The sequence below is a fragment of the Sediminicola arcticus genome (assembly GCF_040566695.1).
GTDB lineage: Bacteria > Bacteroidota > Bacteroidia > Flavobacteriales > Flavobacteriaceae > Sediminicola > Sediminicola arcticus.
Map to the genome: position 1 here is coordinate 98,675 of NZ_JBEXAE010000001.1, position 12,150 is coordinate 110,824.

Annotated in this window: 11 protein-coding genes and 1 pseudogene; 3 read left to right on the forward strand and 9 right to left on the reverse strand. The window is 38.0% G+C overall.

Going from position 1 to position 12,150, the window contains the following annotated elements; translation table 11 throughout:
• The first annotated feature begins 47 nt into the window (after window positions 1–47).
• Window positions 48–539: an alpha-ketoglutarate decarboxylase gene (locus tag ABXZ36_RS00400; protein WP_354613472.1), complete on the forward strand. Its 492-nt coding sequence runs from the start codon at window positions 48–50 to the stop codon at window positions 537–539.
• On the opposite strand, the gene ABXZ36_RS00405 is transcribed toward ABXZ36_RS00400, so the two are convergent.
• From ABXZ36_RS00405 to ABXZ36_RS00420, 4 genes and pseudogenes are all read right to left on the reverse strand, one after another.
• Window positions 536–946: a hypothetical protein gene (locus ABXZ36_RS00405; RefSeq protein ID WP_354613473.1), complete on the reverse strand. Its 411-nt coding sequence runs from the start codon at window positions 944–946 to the stop codon at window positions 536–538. The two genes, ABXZ36_RS00400 and ABXZ36_RS00405, sit on opposite strands and share 4 nt — an antisense overlap.
• A pseudogene (locus ABXZ36_RS00410) lies at window positions 921–1,984 on the reverse strand (metal-dependent hydrolase family protein); the annotation flags it as partial. The pseudogene ABXZ36_RS00410 and the gene ABXZ36_RS00405, both read right to left, overlap by 26 nt.
• A gap of 8 nt (window positions 1,985–1,992) precedes the next feature.
• On the reverse strand, window positions 1,993–3,012 hold the full coding sequence (gene galE, locus ABXZ36_RS00415; protein WP_354613474.1) for a UDP-glucose 4-epimerase GalE: 1,020 nt from the start codon (window positions 3,010–3,012) through the stop codon (window positions 1,993–1,995).
• 5 nt (window positions 3,013–3,017) lie between these two features.
• On the reverse strand, window positions 3,018–4,172 hold the full coding sequence (locus tag ABXZ36_RS00420) for a DegT/DnrJ/EryC1/StrS family aminotransferase (protein WP_354613475.1): 1,155 nt from the start codon (window positions 4,170–4,172) through the stop codon (window positions 3,018–3,020).
• A gap of 93 nt (window positions 4,173–4,265) precedes the next feature.
• Between ABXZ36_RS00420 and ABXZ36_RS00425 the strand changes: the two genes are divergently transcribed.
• Together ABXZ36_RS00425 and ABXZ36_RS00430 are read left to right on the forward strand one after the other, a co-directional pair.
• Window positions 4,266–5,501, forward strand: a complete 1,236-nt coding sequence (locus ABXZ36_RS00425; protein ID WP_354613476.1) for a 3-deoxy-D-manno-octulosonic acid transferase — start codon at window positions 4,266–4,268, stop codon at window positions 5,499–5,501.
• Between the two features lie 120 nt (window positions 5,502–5,621).
• Window positions 5,622–6,974, forward strand: coding sequence for a sugar porter family MFS transporter (locus ABXZ36_RS00430; RefSeq protein ID WP_354613477.1), 1,353 nt, complete (start codon window positions 5,622–5,624; stop codon window positions 6,972–6,974).
• Window positions 6,975–7,425: 451 nt separating this feature from the next.
• Here the strand turns inward: ABXZ36_RS00430 and ABXZ36_RS00435 are convergent, their stop codons facing one another.
• The 5 genes from ABXZ36_RS00435 to ABXZ36_RS00455 form a co-directional block, all read right to left on the reverse strand.
• Window positions 7,426–7,818, reverse strand: a complete 393-nt coding sequence (locus ABXZ36_RS00435) for a response regulator (RefSeq protein ID WP_354613478.1) — start codon at window positions 7,816–7,818, stop codon at window positions 7,426–7,428.
• Entirely contained in the window at window positions 7,808–10,063 is a 2,256-nt protein-coding gene (locus tag ABXZ36_RS00440; protein ID WP_354613479.1) for a PAS domain-containing protein, read from the reverse strand. The genes ABXZ36_RS00435 and ABXZ36_RS00440 overlap by 11 nt, the downstream gene beginning before the upstream one ends.
• Before the next feature lie 560 nt (window positions 10,064–10,623).
• Window positions 10,624–11,037 (reverse strand): DUF6691 family protein, encoded by a 414-nt coding sequence (locus ABXZ36_RS00445; protein ID WP_354613480.1) that lies wholly within the window; start codon window positions 11,035–11,037, stop codon window positions 10,624–10,626.
• Between the two features lie 4 nt (window positions 11,038–11,041).
• Complete coding sequence (locus ABXZ36_RS00450; protein ID WP_354613481.1) at window positions 11,042–11,599, reverse strand: YeeE/YedE family protein; 558 nt, start codon at window positions 11,597–11,599, stop codon at window positions 11,042–11,044.
• Between the two features lie 173 nt (window positions 11,600–11,772).
• The gene (locus ABXZ36_RS00455; RefSeq protein ID WP_354613482.1) at window positions 11,773–12,060 is read right to left on the reverse strand and encodes a Dps family protein; all 288 of its coding nucleotides are present in this window, start codon (window positions 12,058–12,060) and stop codon (window positions 11,773–11,775) included.
• Window positions 12,061–12,150: the final 90 nt, after the last annotated feature.

Here is a 12,150-nt window from a genome sequence, read left to right on the forward strand (position 1 = left end):
CGATTATTATGAAAAGGCAGTATTACGTCTTAAAAAGATGTTTTTTGATGTTTATTTTTATCCTTAGCAGTATTATCGCCATGGGTCAGGGTTATAGAACTTCAGGTGGTTTTTGGAACAATGTATATTATGGAGGAGGGGTAGGACTCGGTTTTGGTAGAGAATCTTTTAACGCCTCCCTTTCCCCCAGTGCCATTTATCAGGCTAATGAGCAGATGGCTGTGGGCTTAGGACTTAATTTTAATTACTCCAAGTTCCAAGAATCTAAACTATTGGCATATGGCGGCAGTCTTCTTACACTTTACAATCCAATACAACTTATACAGCTATCGGCTGAATTGGAACACTTACGGGTAAATAGAGATTTTGAATTTGATGGTGCTACTATATCCGAAAATTACTGGTCACCCGCCCTCTTTGTAGGCATTGGCTACAGTAACCGCAACGTGACTTTTGGCATCAGATATGACCTACTTTACGATGAGGAAAAGAGTATTTATGGGGACCCATTTATGCCTTTTATTAGGTTCTATTTCTAATTATATTTCGCCTTGAACCAGACTTTTTGCCATTCCCTTTTTAAAATAAGGAAAGTAACCTCATCGGCAACTTCAACAACATCTATTGCTTCAATAGCCTTAACCGTATTTTCAGGTACATCTATAATATAAAGTAAATTGAGGTAGTCCGCGAATTTCTCCATAATAAGTACATAGACTTTTTCATGGATGACCTTTTTTAGATCTTCAGGCATAATGCCTTCTGAAAGCTCTATAAAAATATTGGCCAAGCCGAAGTCCTTGATCAATTGGGCGACTAAATTACCATAGAGGTTTTCTGCCTCCGCCGTCTCCAGCAATTTTGTGCTATTGGGAAAATTTACTACCATAAAGTATCTACGAGTATTCCCAAGTTTTGGTTTACTCGTTTTTATAAATGGATCCATTTTTTATTACAAAGGTGACTTTTTCCAAGGTTGCTACATTATCTACCGGATTCTCTTCTACAGCAGCGATATCCGCCAAATATCCCGATTTTAATTGACCCAGACTGTCTCCCATACCCAACAGATCCGCATTAGTTAAAGTTGCTGATGCTAATGCTTCCATTACAGACATTCCACCTTCTACCATATAACCAAATTCTTTAGCATTCAATCCATGGGTAAAAACCCCTGCATCTGTACCAAAAGCTATCGGAACTCCTTTTTTGTAGGCTCTTTTGAACATATCTGCTACCAAAGGCCCTACTTCTTTCCCTTTTGAGCCACCACTTCAGGAAAATATCCTGGTATCGCAGCTTTTTCCACTACCTGTTTTCCGGCGATGATGGTTGGCACCAAATAACTGTTGTACTTGACCATCATATCCATGGTAGCGTCACTCATTAATGTCCCGTGTTTTATGGTTTTTATTCCTCCTAAAATAGCTCTTTGCATACCCTCATCACCATGTGCATGGGCGGCGGTAAGCATGCCATAATCTTTAGCTGTATCCGTAATAGCCTTTATTTCTTCAACAGTAAACTGTGGATTACTTCCAGTGGCGGTGATCTTAATCACGTCGGCACCATCCTTATAACGCTGTCTTACGGCTTTCTTCCCATCTTCAGGAGAATTTACTACTCCTTCTTTTGGTCCCGGATCACCCATCAGGACTTGTTTCATTCCATTGGTAGGATCTGCATGCCCACCTGTGGTAGCTATGGAATTCCCAGCGGTAAATATACGAGGACCATCTACTAAACCTTTGTTGATGGCATTTCGCAACGCTATATTTACGCCTGTGCCACCTAAATCCCTAACTGTAGTGAAACCTACCATTAGGGTGTTTTCAGCATAGACTGTTGATTCAAAGGCGATATCGGCCTCATTTTGCACGTACCTATTAATATAAGTTTTGGGATTCGACTCACTTTCTATGTGCACATGCATATCGATCATGCCAGGTAGGACCGTTTTGTTTTTTAGATCGATGTTTTTATCATATACATCTATCTATTTCTTACTTTTAATTCCCAATCCCAGGCAGATTTCATAGCTTCGTCTAAAGTAGATTCCGCTTTCCACCCAAGGATGTTATTTGCTTTGGTGGTATCTGCATAGGCCGAGGTAATATCCCCTGCTCTGCGGTCCACAATTTTATAGTTCAGCTTTTTTCCAGACACCTTTTCAAAGCTTTTAATCACTTCCAAAACCGTACTTCCTGTTCCCGTACCTACATTAAAGACCTCGTAATTTTCTTTATTTTTTCCTTCCAGAAGTCGTTCTAATGCCACCACATGCGCCTTGGCGAGATCCACCACATGGATATAATCCCTAATACAGGTGCCGTCAGAGGTTGGGTAATCATCTCCAAAAACTGAAAGTTGTTCCCGTAACCCTACCCCTGTCTGGGTGATAAAAGGCACCAAATTTTGTGGCACTCCAATGGGCAATTCTCCGATGGCAGCAGAAGGGTGGGCACCCATAGGATTAAAATAACGTAGTGCTATGGCATTTAAACCTTTCGTCACTTTACAAGTGTCCCTAATGATCTCCTCCCCTATCTGTTTGGTGTTCCCATAAGGGGATTCAGCCGGTTTCACGGGGGCATCTTCCGTAATCGGCATCGTGTCTGCCTGCCCGTAAACCGTGCAGGAAGAGCTAAAAATAAACCCTGCTTTTTCTTTTTGGGAAAGCTCTTGAAGAACATAAACCAACGTATTAATATTATTCTCGTAATAGAGCAAAGGTTTTTGCACACTTTCACCCACCGCTTTTGAAGCTGCAAAATGGATCACCCCTTCTATATTTTGGTGTCTTTTAAAAAAATCGGTTACTTTCCCTTTCTCTCTAAGATCCAACTTTTCAAAGCTCGGTGCCTTTCCGGTAATTGAGGTAATACGACCCAACACATCCTCGGACGAATTGGAAAGGTCGTCAATAATGACGACCTCAAAACCCTTATTTTGTAATTGTACTACAGTATGCGAACCTATAAATCCAAGTCCGCCCGTTACGAGTATCTTCATTTTAATTATTCATTAATGAATTTAATAATTGTTTGTGTGATAAAATTAATCTGCTCATCCTCTAGTTCCGTATGCATAGGAAGGGAAATGACTTCCTTCACTAATTGATTGGTCACCGGAAAATCGGCCTCCTTATAACGCTCATCCAAATACGCCTTTTGACGGTGCAATGGAATAGGATAATACACCCCACATGGGATTCCCTTCTCACTTAAATACTGTACCAACGCATCTCTTTGTCCATTCATTATACGCAATGTATATTGATGGAAGACGTTACAATCACAGGTATCACAAATGCCTTCACATCCATTAACTGTTTTAGGAACTCTAATATTTTTCTGTCCTTGAAAAGCTTTTGAATATTTCCTAGCGGCATTACGCCTCTTATCATTATAAGTATCTAAATTAGGTAATTTCGCCCTAAGCACGGCTGCCTGTATGGAATCCAATCTGGAATTGACACCCACCACATCATGGTGGTAGCGCTCATACATGCCATGGTTCACAATACCCCTTAGGGTATGTGCCAGTTCATCATCATTAGTGAAAATAGCTCCTCCATCCCCGTAACATCCTAAATTCTTAGAAGGAAAGAACGAAGTTGCTGCAACATGTCCTATGGCACCCGCCTTTACTTTCTTACCGTCCGCAGAAGTATGTGTAGCTCCAATAGCTTGGGCATTATCTTCAATAACAAATAAATTATGCCTTTTGGCTATCGCCATGATCACATCCATGTTGGCAGATTGACCAAAAAGATGCACTGGAACAATAGCTTTTGTTTTTGAGGTGATCGCCTTCTCCACCGCCACCGGATCTATATTAAATGTATCTGGATCCACATCCACCAAAACAGGGGTAAGCTTCAAAAGGGATATAACTTCTACCGTGGCAGCAAAAGTAAAATCAGCAGTGATAACCTCGTCCCCTTGTTCTAAGCCCAAGCCCATCATTGCAATCTGCAAGGCGTCCGTACCATTGGCGCAAGGAATAACATGCTTTACCCCCAAATAGGTTTCAAGTTCTTTTTGAAAGGCATGAACCTCTGGTCCGTTTATAAAGGCTGTGGTTTCTAGAATTTGGGATATGGATGAATTTATCTCTTCTTTAATCGACTGGTATTGCCCGTTAAGGTCTACCATTTGTATTTTCTTCATCTTCAATTTTTATATAACAATAATACAAAAATAAGGAACTGAAGCCAAGGTATTCTTATAAAGAAGCGTAATTTAGCACCAAACGATTACCGAGTGTTATTTCTATATAATTTAGCCGTACTAGTAGCCTCCTTTGTCCTAAAATTGATTGCCAATTTTAGTCCTAAAATAAAATTATTTGTCAATGGCAGAGAAAATGTTTTTTCTCAATTACAATTAGAAATAGCCGGCGAAGACAAGGTCATCTGGATACACACGGCCTCCTTGGGCGAGTACGAACAAGGGCTGCCCATCATAGAAAAATTAAAAATTGCATATCCCAACTTTAAAATACTATTGACATTTTTCTCCCCTTCGGGTTATGAGGTCAAAAAAAACACATCGGTTGCTGATCTGGTATGCTACTTGCCCTTAGATACAAAAGAAAATGCTCAGAAATTTATAGCATTGGCCAAGCCAAAGCTTGCCATTTTTGTGAAGTATGAAATCTGGCCCAACTATTTACAGGAACTCCACAAACAGCAAGTCCCTACCCTTTTAATTTCTGCCATTTTCACAAAAAGAAAGATTTTCTTTAAGATCTATGGGGATTTTATGAGAAAAAGTCTTCACACCTTTTCCCATATTTTTGTACAGGACAAGAACTCTCAGGAGCTTCTCCGATCGATACATATAAATAATAGCACCATCGCAGGTGATACCAGATTGGATAGGGTTTCAGAAATCCTAGAGAGGGATAATTCCTTAGATTTTATGAAGACTTTTAAACAAGGAAATCTCTGCTTGGTGGCTGGCAGCACTTGGCCAGAGGACGAAGGCATATTATTGGATTATATTAATTCCCCTGACCAACAACTAAAATTCGTGATTGCTCCCCATAATATCAAAAAAAGCCATATCCAAAAGCTTAAAGAGGCCATCACCAAGAAAACCATTTTATTCTCAGAATTGGATAATAAGGGGACCAACAATGCCGAAGTTTTTATCATTGATACGGTTGGACTCCTCACAAAAATATATAGTTATGCCGATATCGCCTATGTAGGTGGTGGGTTTGCTACTGGCCTACATAATACCCTGGAACCTGCTGTATTTGGAATCCCCGTCCTTATTGGGCCCCAATATAAAGGCTTTAAAGAAGCGGAGGATCTAGTTGAACTAAAGGGTGTGCTCCCTGTAGCTACCAAGTTGGAATTTCAAAAAACATTGGCTGAATTGGCACAAAAGGAAGGTTTTAGAAAAGAAACTGGAACAATCAACGCAAGCTACATCACCCAAAACAAGGGGGCCAGCCTTAAAATACTCTCTTATATTGAAACCTTGCTATAATACATTCTATTGTCTGTTTACACAGTTTCATTTGCTCGATTGTACAACAATCCCATTTCTGACCTTTTATTAATATCTGGATTTTTTTTTAGTAAGTTTACATACTTTGACCAACCCATCATGAACAATCGCATTTTAAAAATTTCCCTCACTGCGGCTTTAGCAGGATTTTTATTTGGATTTGACACCGTTGTAATCAGCGGTGCTAATTTACCCATAAAAGAACTTTGGAACACCTCTCCTTGGTTCCATGGAACTTTTATAATGTCCATGGCCCTTTGGGGGACTGTCCTAGGCTCCCTTTTTGGCGGAATTCCATGCGACCGACTAGGAAGAAAGAAAACCTTGTTTTGGATTGGGGTATTATATTCTATATCCGCCATAGGATCGGCAATCGCTGCTGACCCTTATATCTTTTCCCTATTTAGATTTATTGGAGGATTGGGCGTGGGCGCATCCTCTGTAGCGGTGCCAATTTATATTTCGGAAATCTCCACTCCACAGAACCGTGGGAAATTAGGTGCCTTGTACCAGTTTAACATTGTATTTGGTATTTTCATTGCCTTTATTTCAAATTATCTTCTAAAAGGATTTGATGGCGCCAATGATTGGCGTTGGATGTTGGGGGTTGAAGCCATCCCTGCTATGATCTATTCGGTCATGGTCTTGCAAGTACCCAATAGCCCAAGATGGCTTGTGCTTAACAAAAAAGACGATGCTGGGGCTCTCAAAATGCTTACTTACATCTCTGATAGGGCTCAGGCTTTGGTAAAGTTGGAGGAAATTAAGAATTCAGTTGGAGTCAAAATTTCCAAGGCAGGGCTCTTTGAAGGAAGATATAAAAAACCTTTGATGTTAGCCTTTCTGATTGCTTTTTTCAACCAATTGTCGGGCATCAATTTTGTGTTGTACTACGCCCCAGAAATTTTGGAAAGAGCAGGATTAGGAGGAAAGGAATCCCTTTTCAATTCCATATCTATAGGCATTATCAATCTCATCTTTACCCTCATTGGCATCCAATTAATCGATAGACTTGGAAGAAAACAATTAATGAAAATAGGCTCCTTGGGTTATATTGCCAGTTTGTCTATGGTGGGTTGGTGTTTTTATACTGGAGCAAGCTCTACCCTTCTCCTAATTTTTATTTGTGCCTTTATAGCTTCACATGCTATAGGACAAGGCGCCGTAATCTGGGTATTTATTTCCGAGATATTCCCCAACAAGGTAAGGGCCTATGGTCAATCCTGGGGTACAGGGGTACATTGGGTATTTGCGGCTGTTATTACATTGATCACCCCTATATTTTTGGATAGCACCGATGGCGTTTTCAAAGATAATCCTTGGCCTATTTTTATCTTCTTCGCCTTCATGATGGTACTACAATTATTTTTTGTAATTTTTATGATGCCAGAAACAAAAGGGATATCCTTGGAGGATTTAGAGAAGCAATTTACTAAAGACCAATCAGCTTAATACGTATAGGAGCCAACTCCCTTAAAACCAAAGGGTATTGTGCTTTTATGATTAAATCCCCGTATTTGGTCGAAATTTTTAACGTATCCGCTTAAAATTTGCAATTTATTATGTAATTTAGAACAAAGGTTCATCAAATGGAAATGGAAAACGAATTGACCATAGGCATAAAAATCCTGAACGGATTCCTCAGGATTATGGTAGCAGTATTGATAGTAATATTAATATCTGTTATTTTTTGCCTGATATTGGCTGCTTTTGGTTTCTTTTAAATCACTAGCCTTATTCCCTGAGCTTTTACATTAATGTACTTAACCGAACTTACTTTTCATTATGTACCCCTATCCATTATAGTAGGGGACTTTCTGTTTAGCTAATGTTTTTCTTATCAAAAGTATTTTCAATAGAAATAACTTCTCTAGTACACATTTTATTTAAATGTGTTCTAGGCTTAGTGTACTAAATATTCAAGAAGAATTGGAATTGAACTAATCTTTTCAGGGGTTAAAGGTTTTTGCTCAAAACTGATAATGTTGTCATACATCTTTGCCTTTTTCATATCCAAGATGTCCACAGAAGAAGTCAATATAATTACAGACATACCACTGTTTAGTCCACGCTGGTAAACTGCATCCAGAAATTCCCAACCATCCATCACAGGCATATTAATGTCTAGCAGGACTAAATAAGGAGATTTATCCTTTCCGATACATTCGAAATATTCAAGGGCGTCGGAACCATTTTCGAATTGCATTAAGGGTTGATTAGAATATTTTTTTAAAATACGAAGATGCACGTATTGTATAATTGGGTCATCATCAACAAGAATAATCCTATTCGTCATTAAGCAGTTGTTTGATTTTTAACTCATTAGTAATTTCCGCAATATCTCTAGTAATCCGATCTATTTCATTGGAGGAATTTCGAATCTCCTCTAATAAGAATTTGTTGTCCCCTTGGTTTTTCTCCTCCGGATCTAATAATAAATTAGTGAGACCCATCATCCTAACCAAAGGTGCCCTAAGCACGTGGCTCTGCATCCAAGCAATCTTATTAAATTTGGTGTTTTGAGATTCAATGGTTTTAATTTGTTTTGTCAGTTCCGAAATATCGAAGGTCACTACTTGTCTACAAATTCGCTCCTTAAAGTGTATTGGGTTGCTATGGATACGCACATCAAATTCTTCCCCATTTTTTTTACGATGTTTAAAAGATCCACTAAAAATTCTATCCACGTCGGAACGAACATCGTTGATTTCCTTCATCAATGGCACAATTCCATCCACTGGCCTAATATCAGAAAGGGTCAGTTTCATAAACTCCTTCCTACTATAACCGTAACACTCAATGGCCGCAGAATTCACATCCATGAACCGCAGTGTCTCTAAGTCGTATACCCATGAAGGTTGGGGCGACAAGTGGAAAAGATCATTGTATCTTTTTTCTGAATCCTGAAGCTTATCCAAATAGCGATTGGCTTCTGAAACATCTCTCATGGAGCCTACAACACGAAAAGGATCACCATTTTCATTTCTTAAGATACTCGCCTTTTCGTGAATATCTATATAACTACCATCGCCTTTTAAAAAGCGGTATTTCATTTCAAAATAATTCTGATCGGGAGTTTTTAACAAATCCTTCAATTCATTCAGCACCCTATAAACATCGTCGGGATGAATATGGTTGATTCTAGTCTGCAACGTTACTTTTTTCTCAGGTAAAGCATGTCCAAAATGCTTCACATATCCTGAACCCCAATACACGTCTTCATTGATGATATCCCAATCGTATATTACCTCTTTGGTAAGATCTGCAATTCGCTGGAATCGTTCATTGGCAATTTTTGCATTTAGTAGGTAATTGTTTTTTTCTGTTATATCACAAAGGGCGCCAACCATTCGTACAGGCTCTCCACTAGAATTCCTGATTATGAAAGCCTTATCGTTTACAATAAGATACTCTCCATTGGCCTTTTTAAAACGATATTCCTCTTCCCAGTTCTCATTATCATCTTCCAGAGACTTTTCAAAGCTGGCTTCTACCCGAGACCTATCTTCTGGATGTATATTTTCTATCCATAATGTCAACCCAGTAATTGCATATTCTTCTGGCCTGTGTCCGTAGTTTTCGAAAAATTTATCATTCCATTGTAATGTTTCATTCACCAGATCTAAATCCCAAATAGCATCGGTAGTGGCTCTAGAAAGATAGGTTAACCGCTGTAAAGCTTCTTCCAAATGCAAATAGTCCAATTGCTGTTGAGTGATATCCTCTATGGTACCTACCATTTCCAACGGAATGCCATCCTTAGCATGCTTTAGAGTATTACCACATTCTAAAAGCCATTTCCAAGAGCTATTCTTATGCCTTATTCTATAACTTATCTCATAAGGACCAGTGTTGCCTTTTATATAATCATTCCATTTACCCTTTAAGACTTCCAAATCCTCTGGGTGTATCATTGACTCCCATTTTTCTAGACTAATCGGACATAATTCTGCCTTGTTATACCCTAATAATTTAGCCCATTTGGCATCAACATATAAAATATCTTTCTTTAAATTGCAGGTCCAAATGCTCAATTTTGAATTTTCTATTATATTTCTATTGACCTCTTTCTGTAGCTTAAGCTCTTTCATTACCAACTTAGATTCCGTCCGGATTTGTACCTCCTCTAATTCTTTGGATATTAGGGAAGCAACAGTAAGTAACGCATTTTCTTGTTCTGTATTTAATTGGAAGGAGGTATCAAAGATCAAACTTAACACCCCATATGACCTTCCTGCATCAGCTATTAATGGACATCCAATATAGCCCATAATTGTATACTCCCCTTGGGCCAGCTGTTTCGCCTCTAATCCTTTTTCGTTTTGTACATCGGGTATTATGCAAATATTTTTTGAAAGATTTAAGGTAAAGTCAAAGAAAGGAGTTAGTAACGTTTTATATTCCTGTGCAAGACGAATACCAAAATGATCATAAACTTCCTCATTTATCCCTGTACGAAAGATATAAACAGAACTTGCCGATCCTATGAATTTAGCCAAATTCAATAAAGGAATTATATTATTTAGTTGTTTACCTTTCACCTATAGTTCTGATTTTTTATGGATTAAAAAAATAGTATTATCCATTATGATCTATCATTTTGTCTTTTGGTTTTATACATGCTCTAGTTATTACGCCCCCGGCAATTTACCTTAATCTCAAGGCCTAACAGATGAATAATATCCATACAAACAGACAATAATTGAGAAGTAAGAAAAATATTATGAAATATGCAAAAAATGTAAGGCAAAATTAACATTTATTTAGGAATCAAAATCTAAATAAACAAGGATTAAGGGAATTAAAAAAAGCCTTCCGTTTCCGAAAAGCTTTCTTATTGTTGCAGTTGTGGTTGCCATAAATTCGCAACTAAGACCTCCAATGTTGGAAACTTTCGTAGTATTAATTTTCTATCTATTAATTCCCAAAACTATGAACCACTTGGATTTTTTAAATAGTTGTTGAATTGATTTTAAAAAGCGAGTTAAGGCATATCACAAATTTTCACCTTGAAAACGGGAATTTTGGTGTTTTAAATACAAAAAAATAGGCTCTAAAATTTATAAAAAAATTGGAAATAGAAATTCTTATATCAAGACCATTAATGGGGTAATCTATCTTTCAATAGACCATATAGAAAGGTTCCAAAAATTGAAGCTACTATTACTACTAAAATAGGAATATATCCGGCTCCAACTAAGGTAAACATAGGGCCAGGACATGCGCCTGTCAAAGCCCATCCGAAACCAAATATGACTCCACCATACATGTAACGACTAAAGCTTTTGGCCTTGGGAGCAAATTTGATATGCTCTCCATAGAACGATTTAATAGAAAGCCGTTTTATGAGCTGTACGACAACAATTCCAATAAGTAATGCAGATCCTATAATCCCGTACATATGAAAGGAGTCAAATTTGAACATTTCATAAATTCGAAACCATGATGCGGCCTCGGACTTAAACATGGTAATGCCAAAAAGTATGCCTATAAAAAGATATGATACTGTTCTCATGTAATTAAAAAATTAGGGGAAAAATAAAATGAATCATTGCCAGACCACCAATAAAGAAACCAATAACGGCTATAAGTGATGGCATTTGTAAATCACTAAGACCGGATATAGCATGTCCTGAAGTACAACCTCCAGCGTACCTAGCTCCAAAGCCAACCAATAACCCTCCAATGGCCAAAATAGCCAAACTTTTGATATCTGTTAAAGCACTTAAATCAAAGAGTTCCGTTGGAAGATAGGTTTTACCTGCACTATTAAATCCTAGGGACTGCAAATCTGCTATAGTATTAGGATTGATGGCAACAGCTGTTTCCGAGGAAAGAACGTGGGAACCAATAAAGCCTCCGATAACCGCGCCGAAAACAACAATTAGGTTCCATCTTTGGGCTTTCCAATCAAACTTGAAAAAATCTGCTTTATTTCCCGCACCGCAGATGGTACACATTGTTCGTAAATTTGAGGACATTCCAAAATTCTTATCTACCATAAGTAGCAAAAACATAATAAAGGCAATCATTGGTCCTGAAACATACCATGGCCAAGGTTCTAATATCCAATTCATTGGTTTAATTTAAGTTGCAAAGAAACATTGTTTAAATGAAGACCTCGGTAACTTTGGTTACACAGTAAAGGTCCTCTTTGAACAAAAGACCTCTTAATACGCAAATACAAAATCAAAAACTTACCCGATAACACGTTACATGCAAAACTGGACAAGTTTTGTACTTTATGTTTTTAAATATAATCTTGGTAAGCGGAGAGCATCCAAACCAGTTTTTCTTGTTGCACAATATAATCACTCATTAAAGACACTGTTCCTTCATCATCCGTTTCAGATGCAATTTTAAGAACTGCTCTTTCCTTTTTCAATAAAATTGCAAGGCTATCCAGAATATGGTCAACTGCGGTGTCCCTATCCATTATATTTTCCACCGTCTTAATCTCTGAATTATCCAAATACTTGGAATAGGTATGGATAGGTGATGTGCTTAAAGTAAGTACTCGCTCAGCTATTTCATCCACCTTCAATAAAGCTCTTCGAATTTTAGGTACAACTCAAAGAACTTCCTCCCTTTTATATTCCAATGAAATCCTCTAAGGTTCATATAATAC

Coding starts and splice junctions, on each gene's coding strand:
- galE (WP_354613474.1), bottom strand. CDS start 3,012: ATGAAGATACTCGTAACGGGCGGACTTGGATTTATAGGTTCGCATACT.
- ABXZ36_RS00405 (WP_354613473.1), bottom strand. CDS start 946: ATGGATCCATTTATAAAAACGAGTAAACCAAAACTTGGGAATACTCGT.
- ABXZ36_RS00430 (WP_354613477.1), top strand. CDS start 5,622: ATGAACAATCGCATTTTAAAAATTTCCCTCACTGCGGCTTTAGCAGGA.
- ABXZ36_RS00435 (WP_354613478.1), bottom strand. CDS start 7,818: ATGACGAATAGGATTATTCTTGTTGATGATGACCCAATTATACAATAC.
- ABXZ36_RS00400 (WP_354613472.1), top strand. CDS start 48: ATGTTTATTTTTATCCTTAGCAGTATTATCGCCATGGGTCAGGGTTAT.
- ABXZ36_RS00420 (WP_354613475.1), bottom strand. CDS start 4,172: ATGAAGAAAATACAAATGGTAGACCTTAACGGGCAATACCAGTCGATT.
- ABXZ36_RS00445 (WP_354613480.1), bottom strand. CDS start 11,037: ATGAGAACAGTATCATATCTTTTTATAGGCATACTTTTTGGCATTACC.
- ABXZ36_RS00450 (WP_354613481.1), bottom strand. CDS start 11,599: ATGAATTGGATATTAGAACCTTGGCCATGGTATGTTTCAGGACCAATG.